Source organism: Corynebacterium sp. UMB2355A, assembly GCF_033877495.1.
GTDB classification, from domain to species: Bacteria; Actinomycetota; Actinomycetes; order Mycobacteriales; family Mycobacteriaceae; genus Corynebacterium; species Corynebacterium pseudogenitalium.
On sequence record NZ_CP138855.1, the window covers coordinates 1374585 to 1393504 of the forward strand.

Annotated in this window: 15 protein-coding genes; 4 read left to right on the forward strand and 11 right to left on the reverse strand. The window is 62.1% G+C overall.

The genetic code is table 11. From position 1 onward, the window contains the following. Window positions 1-318 precede the first annotated feature (318 nt). The 3 genes from R0V12_RS06415 to R0V12_RS06425 all read right to left on the reverse strand — a co-directional run bounded on the left by R0V12_RS06415 (window position 319) and on the right by R0V12_RS06425 (window position 3335). Window positions 319-1440 (reverse strand): restriction endonuclease subunit S, encoded by a 1122-nt coding sequence (locus R0V12_RS06415; protein WP_320072336.1) that lies wholly within the window; start codon window positions 1438-1440, stop codon window positions 319-321. 12 nt (window positions 1441-1452) lie between these two features. Further along, window positions 1453-2967 (reverse strand): class I SAM-dependent DNA methyltransferase, encoded by a 1515-nt coding sequence (locus R0V12_RS06420; protein ID WP_320072337.1) that lies wholly within the window; start codon window positions 2965-2967, stop codon window positions 1453-1455. A 68-nt stretch (window positions 2968-3035) separates the two neighbouring features. After that, window positions 3036-3335, reverse strand: coding sequence for a hypothetical protein (locus R0V12_RS06425; RefSeq protein WP_288857646.1), 300 nt, complete (start codon window positions 3333-3335; stop codon window positions 3036-3038). A 684-nt stretch (window positions 3336-4019) separates the two neighbouring features. Between R0V12_RS06425 and R0V12_RS06430 the strand changes: the two genes are divergently transcribed. The 3 genes from R0V12_RS06430 to R0V12_RS06440 all read left to right on the forward strand — a co-directional run bounded on the left by R0V12_RS06430 (window position 4020) and on the right by R0V12_RS06440 (window position 7485). Further along, window positions 4020-5252, forward strand: coding sequence for an MFS transporter (locus R0V12_RS06430; RefSeq protein WP_071573210.1), 1233 nt, complete (start codon window positions 4020-4022; stop codon window positions 5250-5252). Between the two features lie 310 nt (window positions 5253-5562). Next, window positions 5563-6729, forward strand: a complete 1167-nt coding sequence (locus R0V12_RS06435; RefSeq protein ID WP_284818859.1) for an ATP-binding protein — start codon at window positions 5563-5565, stop codon at window positions 6727-6729. 99 nt (window positions 6730-6828) lie between these two features. Beyond that, entirely contained in the window at window positions 6829-7485 is a 657-nt protein-coding gene (locus tag R0V12_RS06440; RefSeq protein ID WP_320072338.1) for a rhomboid family intramembrane serine protease, read from the forward strand. A 288-nt stretch (window positions 7486-7773) separates the two neighbouring features. Here R0V12_RS06440 and R0V12_RS06445 read toward each other — a convergent pair whose 3' ends face one another. Further along, on the reverse strand, window positions 7774-9177 hold the full coding sequence (locus tag R0V12_RS06445) for a hypothetical protein (RefSeq protein ID WP_256008384.1): 1404 nt from the start codon (window positions 9175-9177) through the stop codon (window positions 7774-7776). Between the two features lie 171 nt (window positions 9178-9348). Between R0V12_RS06445 and R0V12_RS06450 the strand changes: the two genes are divergently transcribed. Further along, window positions 9349-10236 (forward strand): endonuclease domain-containing protein, encoded by an 888-nt coding sequence (locus tag R0V12_RS06450; protein ID WP_320072339.1) that lies wholly within the window; start codon window positions 9349-9351, stop codon window positions 10234-10236. Window positions 10237-10373: 137 nt separating this feature from the next. Here the strand turns inward: R0V12_RS06450 and crgA are convergent, their stop codons facing one another. From crgA to R0V12_RS06485, 7 genes are read right to left on the reverse strand one after another with little or no spacing between them, the layout of a single operon-like run. After that, window positions 10374-10643 (reverse strand): cell division protein CrgA, encoded by a 270-nt coding sequence (crgA, locus tag R0V12_RS06455; RefSeq protein ID WP_070363346.1) that lies wholly within the window; start codon window positions 10641-10643, stop codon window positions 10374-10376. A gap of 52 nt (window positions 10644-10695) precedes the next feature. Next, the gene (gene pknB / locus R0V12_RS06460; protein WP_070363345.1) at window positions 10696-12750 is read right to left on the reverse strand and encodes a Stk1 family PASTA domain-containing Ser/Thr kinase; all 2055 of its coding nucleotides are present in this window, start codon (window positions 12748-12750) and stop codon (window positions 10696-10698) included. Next, on the reverse strand, window positions 12751-14274 hold the full coding sequence (locus R0V12_RS06465; protein ID WP_070363344.1) for a serine/threonine-protein kinase: 1524 nt from the start codon (window positions 14272-14274) through the stop codon (window positions 12751-12753). Continuing rightward, complete coding sequence (locus R0V12_RS06470; RefSeq protein WP_256008380.1) at window positions 14271-15728, reverse strand: penicillin-binding transpeptidase domain-containing protein; 1458 nt, start codon at window positions 15726-15728, stop codon at window positions 14271-14273. The genes R0V12_RS06465 and R0V12_RS06470 overlap by 4 nt, the downstream gene beginning before the upstream one ends. After that, window positions 15725-17077 (reverse strand): FtsW/RodA/SpoVE family cell cycle protein, encoded by a 1353-nt coding sequence (locus R0V12_RS06475; RefSeq protein WP_070479051.1) that lies wholly within the window; start codon window positions 17075-17077, stop codon window positions 15725-15727. Before R0V12_RS06475 ends, R0V12_RS06470 begins: the two co-directional genes overlap by 4 nt. A gap of 2 nt (window positions 17078-17079) precedes the next feature. Next, window positions 17080-18468 carry a PP2C family protein-serine/threonine phosphatase gene (locus R0V12_RS06480; protein WP_320072340.1) on the reverse strand — a complete coding sequence of 463 codons (1389 nt, stop codon included), beginning with the start codon at window positions 18466-18468 and terminating at the stop codon, window positions 17080-17082. Continuing rightward, the gene (locus tag R0V12_RS06485; RefSeq protein WP_070363634.1) at window positions 18465-18920 is read right to left on the reverse strand and encodes an FHA domain-containing protein FhaB/FipA; all 456 of its coding nucleotides are present in this window, start codon (window positions 18918-18920) and stop codon (window positions 18465-18467) included. Before R0V12_RS06485 ends, R0V12_RS06480 begins: the two co-directional genes overlap by 4 nt.

The window sequence follows — 18920 nt, forward strand, 5'->3', positions numbered from 1 at the left end:
GCCGGTGTGGTTGCCTGTCCGCGCGGCGGACACCTCGACGGGTTTACGCCAGGAAAGTCGCAGGTAGTGGCTGTGCCGCGGACAGTGGAACCTTGAGGATTGTCCGCCCGCGGAATAGACCCGAGGCGTTTGTAAAAGAGATCTACAACATTGTCCGAGATGCGACCGGGTGGAAGATAGTCCAAATGTAATTCTGCGTATGGCTCGAAACGTACTCGAAACGAACTTTCAAGTCGTGAAAAGCGCAAAACAATCTACTCGAAACCGTTTCGAGTAGATTGCCAAGTGGTCTTTAACGAGTCCTTTTATCTGTCAGCTCTAAAGCTCTCTCGAGAAAGCCCGAGAGGAAAGGGAGGTGTAGAGCTCTCGGAGCAGTGTCAATTTACTGCTGCGAAGTGCTCGCTGGTGAAAAGCCGTCCGGACTTGATTTCCAACTGTTGTTTGCAGAGCTGCGTCGACATCTGGAATTTCAACGGACAAAAAATTAGTTTGCGAAATGTTCTTCATGCTTCCGCCGCTACCGGAAGATGCCTTACTAATCGCATTCCGTGTAAGTGGGTGCTGCAGACATGCCCATAGGAAGAAAGGGTCGACCGAGTCCTTCGTGACCAAACGCCACAACTTATCCGGCAACAGCAAATTCTCATAGGGTTGATCCACGATTGCAGACGCCCCCACCAGTTCGGTGGTGTTGGCTCGAGAAACGAGTAGGTCCCCTTCTTGTACTCGGTGATGCTCAGGGGGTTCGTAGCTCGGGTCCAAGGGTTTCGACTCTTCTGGTTTGAAGTACCCGCTAGTGGTCGAGCTAATTTTGAGGACACGTGGCCCTCCAGGCGTTGAATGCTCTTTGAGGCTTTTCCCGGAGACAATTCTCTTTACGTATTCTCCAATCGGGACAGTTCGGTTCGTTTCTGGTGCCAGATTTTTGATCAGTGTTTCTAGCTTTGAAATGGACTGCTCTTCAGCGCGGATCGCCTCCTCTACCGTTTCCAGAATTGTCGCGATGCGCTGCTGCTCCTCCAGAGGAGGCAGAGGGACCTTGATCTCCAAGAGGTCGCGGTTGTTGATCCTGGGAAGGTTGATCCCGTTAAGATGCCTTTTGATTTGAGCAAATGCGAAACCGCTAAGTAAGAAATGCAACAGGTAGTGGGTATCGTCGCCGTTAATCATGCGGAGGATAGTGATGTCACCTGAGCACGTGCCCGGCGCAGATGCAATAGCAGCTTTGCGGAGATTGGGCCGGAGACGTCCAAACAGAATGTCACCGGACTCGAATACGGGCTTTCCGCCTTTAAGCGAAAACGCATCGGCACGACTGTTTCCTAGAATTCCGCCACCGGTTTTGAGGTGTTCCAATCCAAAGTATGGTGTCGCAGGGTCGAGGTTTTCTCCCGGCACTTTCTTGGTAACAACCTCGGCAACATCCCCCAGCTTCACCATCTCCCACCCCATCTAGATCAGCCCCTTGAGCGTGCTCATGGCGTCGGCGATTTCGGCGTCGAGGGCGTCGATGTCGGCAAGAATATCCTGCGGGTCGCGGGTTTCTTCGGTTTCGAAGACGATTTCTTTGTACCGGTTCATCGACAAGTCGTAGTCCGCCTCGCGGATCTCGTCGACGGGGACGGTGAAGGATGCTTCGGTGCGGGCGCGGTCGCGTTCGGCGGTCTGGTTGTGGAAGCGGGCCACAACGTCGGGCAGGTTGTTGAGGCGCAGCTGGGCGTCGTCAAGTGGAGTAGCGGGCCAGGGGCCGAGTAGTTCCTCGGCGAGCAGTGGGCTGCGCTTGTCGTCGAGGGAGCGGCCGTCGGCGGTGATGTCGTAGAACCAGATGTGCTCATTTTGGCCCGGTGAGTCGGTGCGGGTAAAACACACGATGGCGGTGGACACGCCGGTGTACGGCTTAAACGCGCCGGACGGCAGTTTGATGATGCCGTCGATTTTCTGGTTGTCCACAAGCTCTTTGCGCAGGGTTTTGTGCGCGCGCGTCGAGCCGAACAGCACACCCTCCGGCACAACGACAGCCGCCCTGCCGCCCAGCTTCAGCAAGGTCAAAAACCTCGCGATGAACAGCAGCTCGGTCTTCTTCGTCTTTATCGACGCCAACTCCGGATCCAAAATGTCCTGGTTAATCGAGCCCGCAAACGGCGGGTTCGCCAGCAACACATCGAATGCTTCAAGCCGCTCTGGCGCCAGCTCCTGCAGGGAGTCAAGGTAGGAGATGTTCGGGTCGCTAAAGCCGTGCATGACCATGTTCATCGCGGCGATGCGCACCATGGTGGAGTCGAAGTCGAACCCGGTCAGGCCGCAGGCGAGGTAGTGTTCGCGCTGTTGTTTGGTGGCGTTTTTGAAGTCGTCGCGTAGGTATTCGCTGGTGGCGGCGAGGAAGCCTGCGGTGCCGCAGGCCGGGTTGATAAGCCGGTCGGTGACCTTCGGCTCAGTCAGCGCCACGATGAGTTCGATGATGTGGCTTGGTGTTCTGAACTGTCCGTTCGTGCCGGCGGTGGCCAGTTTGGACAGCATGTATTCGTACAAGTCGCCGGTCATGTCCTTATTGGAGAACTCCAGCTTCGCGATCATCGTCGCGACCGTCGTCAGTGTTGCCGGGTTCGGGATCAGGAACGCTGCGTCTTTCATATGGGTGACAAACCCGCTGTCACGTGCGGCGCCGAGTTGTTTGATGTAGTCGAACCCTTCGCGGAACGCGGCGAAGCGTGCTTCCGGCGAATCGACGGCCAACAACTTGGAAAAGCGCAGGTGGTCGTGGGTGGCGTCGTAAAATATTTGGGTGTCATCCGGCTGCGCACCCAGTGTGTTGGCGAGGAACTCGGCTTGTGCTTGGCGTTCGTCGAGCTGGCGCATGAACAGCAGGTAGGTGAATTGCTCGATGACGGTGATTGGGTTGGAGATGCCGCCGGACCAAAAAGCGTCCCAAATGCGGTCTACCTGGGACTTTAGTGCGCCTGTAATCATGGCGTCATTCTAACAACCGCGCGGGGCAGGCAGCGAGATGCCATCACGGACTATCCAATGAGACTCTTCTAAACCTCACACAGCCATTCAAAAAATTCCTCAGCCGCAGCATCAGCGCCTCCTGGATAGTCAGCGTCCAACAAGTGTCTGGACTCGTCGAAAATGTGGGTAGCGATTGCTTCCTTTTGCTCCCTTGAGGCGTTCTTTTTCAGCTCATCAAGAGGTACTTTCAACTCGACTGGAGGGTTCGTGCTCATAGAAAAAGATCGCTTATCATCCGAATACACGCGCACGTAACATGCTGTGAGGGTTGACTCCAATACGACGTTTCCGAAAATGAGCGTGGTGGTCAACTTCTTTTCAATCATGCCCCCCAAAGTAGCGGTAGATAGCGCCTGCGGTTCGTGTGGCACCTCTCGTCGGCGGTCGAGGAAGTCCTCACACGGTTCTGAAGCCCACGAGCGGCCCAAGAACCATACAACTAACTTCCGACCAGGGCTTTTGGTGAAGAGCGCCTTTGGGGGTTGCACCAAATTCCCGTTTTTGAGCAGCTCGATTTGTAAAAGCCCAGGTCGGCGAGCGCGCGTGAGGGAATTTGGTGCAGCTCACGTTTGAAACGGGGAACTTTTTCACAGCTGAGCCCCAAAACCCCCACTTACCACTGACATTTCCCCAGGTCGCACGTGCGTCGGCTTGAAATGGTTCCCAAGCTGCCCAATCATCGTGATCGGGTTCGAAATGACACTGGATCAAAAGTGTCCCAAATGCGGTCTACCTGGGATTTCAGTGCGCCTGTAATCATGGCGTCATTCTAACAACCGCGCGGGGCAGAAGATAGCAGCCTCCCGAGGCGGAGCTATCTTTTAAAAACCGCGATTTCTATAAGATAGGTGCGTATCGAACAGCGCCTAAGTTCTGCTTTTCCAGATTTTCAGAAGATAGGGCAGAGCCGTCGTCGAAAAGTTGGACCCCTAGCGGGGCGCGATTTGGTCATACCTCATCCGAGGAGCAATATATTCGTGCTACCAATCGGACAACGTGAAGAACTGATTATGACTCAACAATTTCATCCGCGCGCATGGTTCCCCGTCGCAGGCAGCATGGTTGCTGTCGCGTGGGGCGGCAACGAGTTCACCCCGCTGCTCGTGATGTACCGCGAAACCTCGCACTTTTCGCAGGTCACCGTCAATGGGCTGCTCGCCGCCTACGTCCTGGGCATCATCCCGGCGCTCCTGATCAGCGGTCCGCTGTCCGACCACATTGGACGACGCCCCACCATGCTCCCAGCCGCACCACTTTCGCTCGTGGGGTCCTTCCTGCTGTCCATCGCCCCGAACGAGCCACTGGTGATCGCGACGGGCCGCATCCTGTGCGGGCTCGCCCTGGGCATCGTGATGGCGGTGGGGTCCACGTGGGTCTCGGAGCTGATTATTAAAGCGGGCGGGGACCCGGCGTCGGGGCCGCGCAAGGCGTCGATGTGCCTGACCGTCGGCTTCCTGATCGGCGCTGCGCTCGCCTCCGTGCTGGCGCAGTGGGGCCCGTGGCCCACGCACACCGCGTACGTGCTGCACATCCTGCTTACCCTCGGCACCGCCTACTGGCTCCTAGATACCCCGGAAACCCGCCCGCCGCGCCGGGGCACCGTGAAGGAAACCTTCCTTGAGCTGCGCGTTCGCGACATGCTCGAAATGCTGCACATCCCATCCGCCGCGCACCGCCGCTTCGTGCGCATCGTCGTGCCGGTCGCGCCTTGGGTATTCGGTTGCGCCGGCGCCGCGTACGCCCTGTTGCCGCAGCTGCTATCCAGCTCGGCGCACGATATGCCCATCGCGTTTTCCGGCTTCATGACGGTCGTGACCCTCGGCTGCGGCGTCGGCGTCCAGATGCTCGGCCGTGTCATCGATACGAGTAGGTCCGCCCGCGCGTCCGCCGTCGCGATGGCCGTGATCACCGTCGGCTGCATCCTCGCCGCCGAAGCGTCCCGGTCGCTGTCGCTGCCAATCGGCGTTGCGGCCGCCGCCATCATGGGCGCCGGTTACGGCCTGGCCCTGGTCGCCGGACTTTCCGAGGTCCAACGCATCGCCAACGCCGACGAACTCGCCGGCCTGACCGCCGTCTACTACTCGGTGTCCTACACCGGCTTCTTCATCCCGATGGTCTTCAGTGCCGCCGCGCCCGTCGTCGGCTTCACCACCCTGTTCGTCATCGGCACCATCCTTGCCCTGTGCTGCCTGGTCAACGTGGTCCTCGGCTGGCGCGCCCACCTGCCCGGCCCGACCTGGTAGGCCGCGCTGGCGCTTTTGGCGCCTCCGGCCCTCACACCTGCTCGTAGCGTGCGCTTCAAAGCGTGCGATGCAGGTCGCACATTTCCACCCACCCCGGCCGATTTCTGGCGACCAGCGTCGCACTCCTTGAACACCTCGACCGGAACGGATTTCAGCAAGCAGCACGGCCCCAGCCCCCAACCCCCAGCCCCAGCACACCCGTCTATCCTGAAATATCCATAAAGATGTGCCCAGATGCGAAAAATCAGATACGGGGACATCTGGGCACATCTAGCCGGATATTTCACACATTTTCGATTATCGTGAACCCATGGACCAAACACTGAACCCGTATTCGCCAGGTGCTGGCTTGCGTCCACCTGCGCTGACAGGGCGTGAAGCGGAGCTCGAGCTTGTCGAGGCGATCATCACAAGGACCCGCAGCGGATTGCACAATCGCGGCGTTATCCTGAGTGGTTTGCGTGGGGTGGGCAAAACGGTGTTGCTGAATGAACTCGCGTCGCGTGCCGAGAATGCAGATTGGTTGACGGTGCAGCTTGAGGCAAGCGCTGATCGTGCTGGTGCGCAGCGGGTCCGGAAGCGGTTGGCCCGTGAACTGGCGTTGAGTGCGCGGAAGGTGTCGTTGCGTAAGCGGTGGCAGCATTTCAAGGACGCACTTCCAGCGATTTCTTCGTTTGCTTGGCATGTCGGTGGTATTGACGTCGCGCTGGAGGTACCTGCTCAGGCGGGTATTTCTGACTCTGGTGATATTGGGATGGATCTCGAGGAACTTGTGCTGAGTGTCGCAGAGTCCGCGCAGAAGGACGGGAAGGCGATTGCGTTTTTTATTGACGAGATGCAGGACCTTGATGCGGAATTGATGTCGGCGGTGATTACCGCGCAGCACCAGGCGGGCCAGCGTGGTTTGCCGTTTTATGTGTTCGGGGCGGGCCTACCTACGTTGCCTCAGAAGCTGGCGGAATCTCAGTCGTACGCGGAGCGTCTGTTCGAGTACCGCAAGATTGGTCCATTGTCAGATAGCGCGGCGGCGGCCGCACTTGAGGATCCGGCTACCAGGCAAGGGGTGCTGTTTACATCAGCAGCGTTGCGGAATCTTGTGGACGCCGCTCTGAATTACCCCTATTTCCTTCAGGAGTACGGGAAGGCGATCTGGAACGTTGCTCCTGCTTCGCCGTTTACTGAAGGCGATGCGCAGCTTGCGGTGGCGGAAGGCAATGCGGCCCTTGACGCCGGGTTTTTCCCGAGCCGTTGGGAGCGTGCGACGCCTGGTGAGAAGCGCTATTTGCAGGCGATGGCTGCGCATTCTGCGAAGCAGGTTCCCACGAAGGACATTGCGGATTCGCTTGACGTTTCGGTGAATTCGTTGAGTAGTAACCGGAAGCACCTGATTGAGAAGGGTCTCATTTTTGCCCCTGACCACGGTGTTGTGCAGTTCACGGTCCCTGGAATGGCGGACTATATCAAGCGCCTATCCTGAAATATCCACAAAGATGTGCCCAGATGCGAAAAATCAGATACGGGCACATCTTTAACACAATTTCGCAATACGCCCAGGCCGCCCCGTACCGTAAGCCGTATGCAATTCGTTCGCTCTCTCTTCCGCGGCGCGCCCGCAACCGCGCTGATCACCGCCGTCTGCCTGGGCGTTTTCGTGATTACGGCGCTCCAGTCGCATTCGATCAGCAACGTGGTGTGGGGCTCCAGCCTCGCCGAGAACATGGTGCTCTTCGGCCCATTTATCGACGCCCCCTCCGCCACCTTCCGCACCCTCCTCGCGGGCTTTCTGCATGTGGATATCTCCCACGTGGCCGTGAACATGATCACGTTGGCGTTGTTGGGCCCGCAGCTGGAGCGCCGCCTGGGGACTGGGCCGTATTCGCTGCTGTACGTGGCGGGTGTGTTGGGGTCGTCGGCGTCGGTGCTGGAGTGGAACTACGACGTGCCCACGGCCGGCGCGTCCGGCGCCCTCTACATGCTGATGGGCGTGTTGCTCGCGTTGTCGATGCGCCAGAAGGTCAACGTCCGGGCGCCGTTGGCCCTGGTCGGCGCGAATCTTGCTTACTCGGTGCTGTCCCCGGGTATCAGTCTGTGGGGGCACCTTGGCGGTTTGGTGGTGGGCTTGTTGGCGGGCTGGCCTGTGACGTCGGTGAAGAAGCGCGTCAGGTGGCTCGCGTCCGCTCTTGCGGCCGTAGCAGCTGTGGCTGCTGTGGCGTTTGTGATTGGTGTTGCCTAGTTTTTCACATGTTATCCCCAAGTTTGTACACCGGTGGAGAACTCCACAGAGTTGTCCACATTGTGGATAAACACAACCGTGTAATTTCTAGAACATCGCTAGAACATGTCAGCGATTCACAAGAAAAAACGCCTGGCGAATGGGCATCATTGCAGCTCATTACGCCAGGCGTTCGATGTGCGAATAGGTTGTGCACAGAGTTATCCACAGGTGTGGATAACGGTCCTCTCCACAGAACCACCCACAACCTGTGGATAACTTGGCACTACGAATTACACAAAATGCTCCCTAGAAGGTGCCCTTCAGCCAGCGGCCGAAGTCGGACACGGTCACGTCGCGGGAGTCGACGTTCTGGTCGTTCCACTGGGAAACGTCGCCGGCCAGGCGGCTGGTCTGGGTGACTGTCATGTAGTTGTGCAGGCGGCCTTCCTTGGTCTTGCCGTCGCCGAAGCTGAACGCGCCGAGCAGCATGTCGTCACCGGCGTTGACCGGGTTGGACAGCGTCACCTCGAAGATGCGCGCGCCCTTCTTGGCGTTGTAGCCGAGGTCGCGGATGTGCGAGCCGTTCGCGCCGGTGGTGGTGATCAGGCGGTCCACACCCTTCGGGCCGGACTCGGTACGCACCTCAACGCGGAACGTCAGCGCCGGGAACTCCGCCCAGTAGCGCTCGGTGCCCACGTTCTTCACACGCAGCGCCACGGACCCAGCAAAGCCGGAAGCTTTCCAGGAGCTCGTCGTGAAGTATGGCACCAGGTCGAGCGTAGGCGCCTCCGCATTATCGACGACCTCTTCGACCTCAGTGTTCTCCTCCGAGGTCGCCTCATCCGACTCCTCATCCGTGATCACCGCGGCGGTCTCGCCGTCGATTTCCACGTTGGTCACATTGGCTTCGTCGTTGTCGTCGATGGTGGTGACGTCGTCAAGGTTCTCACCCTCGGTGATCTTCTGAACATCCTCGTTGTACGCCGGGTTCGGGTTCTCTACCGTGTCAGTGACCTGCGCGCCGCGGTTCGGTGCCCACGAACCTGCAGGTGTGGAGTAGTTCTTCACACGAACCTCGTTCTTGATCGGCATGTTCGCGACCCACGCCGTCGGCGTCGCCCACGTGCCGTTCGGGCGGCAGCGCTGCTGCGTGCCCGTCATGGTGACGGTGCGGAAGCCGTACGTCGCTTCGCCTGTGTTGCCCGCCGGAACCTCGTACGGCCCGATCTTCTGGCCGACGTTCCAGCTCAAGCTTCCGGACACCGACCAGCCCAGCATCTTCGCCAGCGAGTAGCCGATGTTGCCCTGCAGCCCATCCTTCGAGCCCGACCCACCAATGTTGATCGTCTCAGTCTTCGACCCGTTGACCGACGCCGAAATCGTCTGCGTGCGCGCCAGGTCCTGCGTCAGCGGGATGGTGTTCTTGGTCAGGTTGGTCGTCGAAATCGTGCCGACCGGCAGGAAGTTGTCCTTCACCTTGTACACGATGGTCCGGTAGTCCTCAGTGGAGTTGCACACTGGGCGCGGGTTGAGCACGTTCGCCTTCAAGTGGTCCGATCCCCTGTAGGTGTGGATGATCGGCAGCGCATCATTGGTCGCTGGGGTTTCGGGGTACGACTCCTCAAGCGTCTGAGCCGTGGCTGGGGTCAGCGTACCGGCAGCTAATGCCAAGGCCGCTACAACGCCCGTCATGGAACGAATAAACCGCATGACTATACCTTTCATAAGGTGACAATAGTAAAATAGCAGGTCAGGGCCTTTCTGGCCCTGTTCCTATGTGTACACCTTCTGTGCGCGGATTGTTCAACAATCCACCCCCGTGCCACCCCGCTACCGAACACCTGTGGGGAACCTGGCGGCTTTCCTGTGCGTCTAAACCTCATGTTGGAAAACACTGAACTTTTCGCATCCATCGTGGACACGCGCACGCTCCGTCACCGTCTGCACAGCCCCGAGTACCGACGCCTCAACCGGACGCAATGCATCCCGTCGCGCACCTGGGGGCAACTCAATGCCTGGCAGCGGCACCTCGTGCGCGCTTATGCCACCGCCCGCGCCATGACCAAAGGCTGCCTCGTAGGCAGGACCGCCGCCCGCATCCACGGCATGTGGGTCATCAGCCTCACCGAAGAAATCCAAGAAGTAACGACGCCCAGCCGCCGCGGCCCCGCGAAACACCTCGTGGAGCCCGATGTCCGCTACCGCACCTCCGCTCTCACCGCCGCCGAGGTCACTACCGCGTACGGCATCCGCCTTTCCACACCTATCCGTACCGCAATCAATATCGCCCGCTACCACGGGTTTCAGGAAGGCCTCATCGCTATGGACTGGCTGCTCTCCATCGCGCACGTGGAGCGCAGCGACATCCTGCTGCACATCGAGCGCATGGGCCGCGTCCGCAACTGCGGCGTGGCGCGCGACGCCGCCCGCGCCGCGGTCTACAACGCCGATTCCCCCATGGAGTCCCTCGCCCGCGCCGAGTTCCTCCTCCGCGGCGTCACCGGCTGGAAGTTCCAGGCGCCGGTGCAGCGCTACCGCGTCGACTTCCTTTTCGACGACTCCGTCATCCTCGAACTCGACGGCGACACCAAACACGCCTCCGACCCCCGCCGCAGCCTCCTGCAGGAGCGCAAACGCGAACGCGAGCTAACCAACCAGGGATACACCGTTCTACGGTACGGCTTCACGGATGTGCTTCACCGCATGGACGAGATCCTCGCCCGAATCGAGCTGGAACGGGCCCGCGCAAAGGGCCGCGCGGCCCGCTAAAACGCACGTCAAAACCGCACGTCAAAACGCAAATGGTAGTAACAGGATTGTAGTAATCCCCGAAATGGGGGCCAAAATCGGGATTACTACAATCCTGTTACTACCATCTACGAAAAATCCCGGAAAAACGCCAGAGGCTAGCGCCACCCCATGGTCATGAGCAGGCCGAGGATCATGCCTGCGAAGCCGATGCCGTAGTTCCACGGGCCGAGCTCCGCAAGGAACGTCAGCTGGTCGCCGGCGATGTAGTAGAAGATAATCCAGCCGAGGCCGAGCAGCATCAGGCCAAACATGATGGTCTTGTACCAGATCGGGGTGCCGCCGGTGTTGATCTTGACCGGGGTGCGGGACACGCCAGTTGGGGTTGATACGGGGCGGTGGTCCTTGGTGATTTTTGCCTTTGGCATTATGTCAGTCCTTTACAAGCAAGTGCGGTGGCTTTTCCAGCTATCAGGGTTTTTACCTTATCAGGCGTTCGGCGGTGAACTGCCAGAGGTTGTAGCCGATGGCGGCGTCGCGTCGGACGGTGTCGCCCGCGTTGACTTCTTGGTGTCCGATGAGGCCGTTGTCGACGAGGGCGCCGGTCGGGACGGTTGGACCTTCGACGAGGCGTCCGCTCCAGCCGGCGTCGCGTAGCGCTTTGTCGGCGTCGGCAGGTTTCATGCGGGTGATGTTCGGCATGACCATGAGCATGCCGTTGGAGACGCGCACTTCGACGGTGGTGCCCTTGGCTACCTCGGTGTTTTCGCCGGCGACTGCGATGACTTCGCCGTCTGGGCGTTCGGAGTCGACCTTGTTCACGGTGACTTGGAGCCCCATGGAGCCGAGGGTGGCGGACGCTTGGTTGACGTTGACGCCGGACAGCGACGGTACCTGGACCATTTCGGGGCCGTCGGACACCGTGACGGTCACCTTGGATCCCTTGGAGATCTGGGTGCCGGCTGCGGGGTGCTGGCTGATGATCTCGCCCTTCGGCACGTCTTCGCTGGCTTCTCGACGCAGCTCCGCATTCAGTTCCAGGTCGGCATCTTCGAGGACCTTTGCGGCTTCTTGGGCGTCCATGTTGGTGACGTCGGGGACGTCGGTAAGCTCGCGCCCCGAGGAGACGTTGACGGTGACGAGTGTGCCGCGCTGGAGTTCGGACCCGGCGATCGGGTTGGTGTCGATGACGTTGCCGCGCTTGATGTCGGGGCTGGGCTCGTCGGAGACGGCGACCTGGAAGCCGAGGTTTTCGAGTTCGGCGACGGCTTCCGCGCGCGGTTTGTCGGCGAGGTCCGGGATGATCACCATCTGGGAGGTCTTGTTGGTTTCTTCGTTGTTGGGGGAGAAGTAGGAGTAGGCGAGCCAGCCGGAGGCGCCGATGATGGCGGCGCCGAGCCCGATGGCGAGCCATTTCATCCAGGTTGGGGTGGTGGTTTCGTGTTCGCGGCGGTGTGCTGCGTAGCGCCCGGCCGCCCCGGCACCAGCGCCAGCACCGACCGCACCGGCGGCTGCCTTCTCCGGCAGTTGCCCGACGGGCCGCTCGGGGCGTGGCGCGCGGCGTGGCGCATTGCCCTGGACGGTCTCGGAGACCATGGTCTCGGAGACCATGGTGGCATCATCCGTAGGGTCGGCGTGGTCGCCGCCGGGGGAGGCGAGGTGGCTGCGGGCGGCGTTGGTCACTGCGCCGCGCTTGAGGAGCGCCAGGTCTTCGCCCATTTCGGTGGCGGTTTGGTAGCGGTCCGCCGGGTGTTTCGCCATGGCGGTGAGGATGACGCTGTCCAGGTTGACGGCCTCGTTGGGGGTCAGTTCGCGGTCAGCGGGGACGCGTTCGCTCGGCGGGATGGGGTCTTCTTGGACGTGCTGGTAGGCCACGGCGAAGGGCGATTCGCCTTCGAATGGCGGCTTGCCGGTGATGGCTTCGTACATGACGCAGCCGAGGGCATAGATGTCGGAGCGGGCGTCGGCAGCTTTGCCGCGGGCCTGCTCGGGGGAGAGGTATTGCGCGGTGCCGATGACGGCGGAGGTTTGCGTCATGGCCGAGGTGGAGTCATCCAGCGCGCGGGCGATGCCGAAGTCCATCACTTTCACCTCGCCGGTGTTGGTGATCATGATGTTGGCTGGTTTGATGTCGCGGTGGATGATGCCGGCGTCGTGGCTGGCTTGGAGCGCGTGGGTGACGGGCAGCAGGAACGCGGCCGCTTTTTGGGGGCTTAAGGGCCCTTCGGCGCGTACGAGGTCCCGCAGGTTTTGCCCGGTGACGCGTTCCATGACGATGAAGGGGACGTCGACACCTGAGACTTCTTCGGTGCCGGTGTCGTAGACGGCGACGATATTGGTGTGGTTGAGCCGCGCCGAGTTTTGGGCTTCTTTGCGGAAGCGTTCGCGGAAATTTTCGTCGCGCGCCATGTCGATTTTGAGCATTTTGACGGCGACGTCGCGGCCAAGCACGGTATCGGTGGCTGCGTAGACGTCGCTCATGCCCCCGGTGCCGATGACGGCGCCGAGTTCGTATCGGTTAGCGATCGTTGTCATTTACGCATTTCCTCCGAGGATGTTTGGCAGATTGTGCAAGTCTAGTTCACCATTGCCGATTTCCCCACCAACCGGGCTTTCGCTGGGTGCCTGCGTCGTGGGCGCCTCATTATTTATCGACGTCCCCTCCGTCGGCCGCTGCTCCGGCACCGAAGAGCGGGTGTGGGTTGGCTGCGTTGGCGTTTCGTCCTCGATGGTCAGCGTGGCCGGGGCGCTGCTGTGCCTACTGGGCTTGCTGTGCTCAGTGGGCGTGTCGGGGGCGTGCGTGGTCGGCTCCTCGACGGGTTCCTCGTAGGTCGGTTCGGTTTCCACGGTGGTGGTTTGGGTGACCACGCTTTGGCGCGGGGCGGTGCTGCTCGGGGTGCTGCCGCCGAGAGTGCCGTTGTTGAATGCCCAGGCCACGCCGCCGATGACGGCGAGGGTGATCACGCCGAGCACGATGCCGACCCAGTAGCCGGCTGTCCCGCGTCGTTTCCCAGGAGCAGCAACGTCAGCGGGCGCCGGGCGCACAGGCATCGCTGCGCGCGCCGGGGCCTGCGGTGGCACGGGCGGGCGGCGCCGCGGCGCGGCGGGCCGGGCCGTGGTCGGCCGGGACATGTCGGCGAGCATCTGGGTGGACGCGGTCGGGGAGGGCTCGATGGCGATGACGGCCGTGTCGCCGCCGGGCTGCGTCGGGCGCATCCCCTGGCGGACCTGTTCGACGGCCAGCTGCATCTCGTTGCCGTCCCGGAAGCGCTGGGTTGGCGTTTTGCGCAGGGCGATCTCGATGAGTTCGCGCGCCGGGGCGCTCACGCTAATCGGCAGTGCGGGCGGCTCGGCGGAGACGTGCGCCAGCGCCACGGAAACCGAGGAGTCCCCGGTGAACGGGCGTTTCCCGGCGAGCATCTCGTAGCCGACCACGCCGAGCGAGTACACGTCGGACGCCGCCGTGACCTTCTTGCCTTGGGCCTGCTCGGGGGAGACGTACTGGGCGGTGCCTACGACCATCCCTGTTCGCGTCAGCGGCACGGCCGCCGCCGCTTTCGCGATGCCGAAGTCCGTAATCTTGATCTGCCCGTTCTGGGTGATCATGAGGTTGCCGGGCTTGATGTCGCGGTGCACCAGCCCCATGCGGTGGATGACGGCGAGGCCGTGCGCGGCCTGTTCCAGCACGTCAAGGGCCATGTCTTCCTTGAGTTGGCCTTCGCGCGCGATGAGGTCGGCGAGGGATTCGCCGCGGATGTATTCCATGGCGATGAAGCACATGGGGAACCCGCCGTCGGTCTTCACCTCGCGGTAGTCATACGTGGCGACCACGTTGGGGGAGTTGATCCCCTCCGCCGAGTTGGCCTCGTTGCGGAAGCGGGTGAGGAACTCCTGGTTCGCGGTGAATTCCGGCCGCAGTACTTTGAGGGCTACTTCGCGTTCGTGGCGGACGTCGTCGGCAAGCCAGACGGTGGACATGCCGCCGTGCCCGATGATCCATTGCAGCTGGTAGTCGGGACCGATGAGCTTCTGTAGTTCGTCTTTGTTTTCGTAGTTCATCGCGCGTTGGTTCCTTCCTCATCAGCTGGCGCTGCGGGTGCCGCGTAGAGCACCGCGCGCCCGAGTGGTGCGGAGACTTGCCCGCCGGTCGCCCCGGTGCCCAGGCCGCCACCATTCTTGACGACGACCCCCACCGCCACATCCTTCACCGGGTCAAAGGCGACGTACCAGGTGTGCGGCGCTGCGCCTTCGGCGTGCTCGGCGGTGCCGGTCTTGGAGGCGAAGCCGTTGCCGTCGTAGCCCCAGGTGTCGCGCTCGGAGCCGAACATGAGGTCCTTGATGGTGTTTGCTTCCTCGGGTTTGATGGAGTCGGAAAGCATGCGGGGTTTGGTGGTTTCGATTTCGCGCAGGTCGGGGCTGAGTACGCGGTTGACCACGTACGGCGCCATACGGCGGCCCTCGTTGGCGACGGTGCCCGCCATGACGGCGGCCTGCAGCGCGGTCATGGTGACGTCGCGCTGCCCGATCGCGGACTGCCCAAGTTCGGCGTCGCCGGGCAGGTCGCCGAGCGAGCCGGTGGCGTTGGGCATGCCGAGGTCGTACTGCTCGCCGATGCCGAATCCGTGGGCGGCCTCACGCAGCGCGTCAGCGCCGACGGCCATGCCCATCTGCACGAACGCCGTGTTGCAGGACAGTGCGAACGCGGTGCGCAGCGGCACCTGGCCGCCGCCGGCGCAGGCCTGGCCCGCGTAGTTGGTCAGGGGCACGGTCGTGCCCGGCAGGGTGATGGACGGCGCGCCCGTCAGCGGGGAATCCGGCGTGTAGCCGTTGCGCAGCCCGGCGACGGTGGTGACGATCTTGAAGATCGACCCCGGCGGCAGCTGGTCCTGCGTCGCGTGGTTGAGCAGCGGCTTGCCGGGGTTGTTGTTCACCTCGGCCCAGGCGCCCTCGGCGGTGTCAGGGTTGGAGATCGCGTTCGGGTCGTACGAGGGCGTCGACGCCATCGCCAGCACCTGGCCGGTCGACGGGCGTAGCGCCACGATCGCGCCCTCGTAGTTGCGGTTTGAAAGCTGCTCGTAGGCCAGGGCCTGCAGGTGCGGGTCGATGCTCAACTCAACCGAGTTGCCCACCACGTCCTGCTCCAGGCCGGTGCGCAGGAAGCGGGAGGACTTGCCGGAGCCCGCCCCGGTCAGTTGCCCGTTGTAGCCGGCCTCAATCTGGGAGGTGCCGTACTGGTCTGACACGTAGCCGAGCACCGGCGCAAAGGACCACGGCATGTTCGGGTACGTGCGCTGGTAGGAGCCGTCCTCGAGCGGGTGGGACTCCGCCAGCACCTGCCCGCCGGCGCTGATCTGACCGCGGTTGATCTGGCGCAGCTCCACCACGGTGCGCGAGTTCAGTGGGCTCTGCGCGTACTTCTCCTCGCGGAAGCCCTGCACCACGGTGAAGTTCACCAGCAGCGCCACAATCAGCAGCAGGGCAATGCCCGCGCCTAAGCGAATAGACTTGTTCATCGTGCGCTCACCGCCTCCGGTGCCTGGGCACCCATCGCCGAAGCATCAAACTCCGCTGGCTTGTTCGCCGCGTTCGAGATCCGCAGCAGCAGCGCCAGCAGCACGTAGTTCGCCATGATCGACGAGCCACCAGCGGACATAAACGGCGTGGTCAGGCCCGTCATGGGCAGCATCGCGGAGATCCCTCCGGCGACCACGAAGATTTGGATAGCGATGGTCGTCGCTAAGCCTGCGGCCAACAACTTGCCGAACGTGTCACTGACCTGCAGCGCCGCCGAGTAGCCGCGGGTAATGAAGATGGCGAACAGGCACAGCACGCTGGCCACGCCCACGAGCCCGAGCTCCTCACCAATCGCCGCCAGGATGTAGTCCGAGTGCGCCACCGGCACCATCTCTGGGTGGCCATAGCCCAACCCGGTGCCCGTCAGCCCACCCCAGGACAGGCCGAACAGCGCCTGCGACGGCTGGTAGCCCGTGGTGTCAAAGTTGGCCAGCGGGTCCATGAAGTTGGCGACGCGGTCCTGGATCTTCTCACTGACCTGGTACACCGTGTACCCGCCAACAGCCACCAGGCCTGCACCGATGACCAGCCATGACGTACGCCCCGTGGCGAAGTACACCATGCCCAGCACCGTGGCGAAGAGGAGGAGGGCCGGGCCGAAGTCGTTCGACACCGCCATGATCGCAATCGCGATCGCCCACACCGCCAAAATCGGCGCCAGGTCGCGCAGGCGCGGGAAGCTCATCCCCAGCAGCGTCTTGCCCGCCACCGTAAACAGGGCGCGCTTCTGTGCCAACAGCTGTGCGAAGAACACCAGCAGCAGGATCTTCGAGAACTCACCCGGCTGGATCGAGAACGGTCCCAGCCAGATCCAGATCCGCGCATCCGCGAACCCAGGCGGCTGCGGCCACACCAGCGGCAACGCCAATAGCACCAGGCCAAGCAGGCCCAGCAGGTAGGAGTAGCGGGCCAGCGCCTTATGGTCGCGCACGATCACAAGCGTGCACACCATCAGCACTACACCAGCCAGCGACCACATCACCTGACGCTCTGCGAGCGGCGCATACCCCGCCCGTTCCGCCAGGTCCAGGCGGTAAATCACCACCAGGCCAATCGCGTTGAGCAGGGAGACCAGCGGCAGCAGCAGCTGGTCCGCGTGCGGCGCCGCCAGCGAAATCGCCACGTGGGCAATCGCGTACACGCCCACGAACCCGCCGACCAGGTAGAACATCTCCGTCGACATTGTGCGGCCCTGGCTCAGCTCCAGGCCGAACAGCATCAGCAGCAGCAGCCCCGCCGAACACAGCAGCAGGAACAGCTCCTTCGCACGCCGAAACACACGAGACATCGCTACTTCACCTCCCGGCACGCACCCTGCGGGGCGTCCTTCGCCGCATCATTATCGACGCACACCGGCAACGCCTCACCAGCCAACCGGTTCAAGATACCCAGCACATCGTCATACGTGCCGCCCTTGAAGTTCTCCACCGTGTTCAGCTGGCTCTCCGGCAGGTCATTGATACCGAAGATCACGCAGTCCTGCGGCACCGAGTTCGACGACACAATCTGCAACTTGTTCTGCTCATTAATGCACGCCCGCTGAATCACCTCGCGGCGCGGCTCCGAAAACAACGACGTCCCGACGGCCCGCTCAATCGCGAAGTGGCCGTCGTTGCCGTCGGTGCCTAAAAAATAGCGGTCGTTGAGCCTATCGTTCGTCCACAACACCGCCGCCAGCGACAACATCAGCACAATCACCAACGCGGACAGCACCCACGGCCAAACGTTCACCTTGCGTCGAAACCGCTGGTCATCCTCCTCGTCCGCCGACGCGTCACTCGCGCCGGGCTGCGACCCATCACGGCGGCCCTCACGATTGTGGTTCGGCGGAATCGTCTCCGACTTGCGCATCAACGCCGCCGCACGAGACGCCGAAGAGTCCGGGTGCGTCGACTCGAACTCCGGCGCCAACGCGCCCGCCAGCGCGGGGGACGTCGGCAAGTCGGGGTGCTCCTCGCCGTCTTTGACCTCCACAACATCAGCGATGACCACCGTGATGTTGTCCGGCCCACCCGAACGCAGCGCCAACTCAATCAGCCGCTGCGCCGCCACCGACGGGGTGCCCTGACCAAGCGCCTCCCCAATCGTCGACGCCGTCACCGGATCCGACAAACCATCCGAGCACAACAACACACGATCCCCCGCGCGAACCTGAACCATCTCCAGGTGCGGCTCCACCGGGTTGCCCGTGTACGCCTTCAAAATCAACGACTTCTGCGGGTGACTCGACACGTCCTCCGGGTCCAGCTTCCCCTCGTTGACCAGGGACTGCACGAACGTATCGTCCTCGGTGATCTGGCGAAGCTGACCGTCGCGAAGCAAATACCCGCGGGAATCGCCCACGTGAATGAGGCCGAACTCCGCGCCGTTGAACATCAACGCCGTCAGCGTCGTGCCCATGCCCTCCTGCTCCGGGTGCTGCGCCACCGAACGCTCAATCGTCGCGTTCGCATCATCCGCAGCCGCCCCGAGCAGCGCCAACATGTCGGCGTCCTCCGGGTCCCGGTCGAGGTGCTCCATGTGGCTGACCATCAACTGCGAGGCAACCTCGCCCGCCGCGTGGCCACCCATCCCGTCCGCAAGCAGCAGCAGGTGCGGGCCCGCGTAGGCGGAGTCCTCATTGTTTCCACGCACCAGACCCTTGTCCGATGCCGCCACATAATTCAACCGCAGCGTCATGGCATCAACCTCACAATCGTGCGCCCCATCTTGATATTCGTCCCCACAGACACCCGCTCCGGCTGGTCAATGCGCATGCCCTGCACAAAGGTGCCATTGCGAGAGTCCAGGTCCTCAACAAACCAGTCGCTGCCGCGGCGGAACAGTCGCGCGTGCCGCGAGGACGCAAAATCATCCCCAAGCTGGAAATCATTATCCGGCGAGCGGCCCAGCGTCACATGCTCCACACTCGCAATCTCCATGTGCGAGCCCTGCAGCGGCCCCTCAACGACCGCAATCTGCCGGACCTTCTCACGCGACTGCAGCGGTTTCCCCGCCTGCTTCACTTGTCGACGCCCAGCTCCACCCACCTCACGCACATTCTTCCGCTGCACCCACAACACCAGCAGAATGAACAGCCAGAGCAGCGCGAGCAGGCCAAAGCGTGCGCTCAGGATCACCGCGGAATCCAA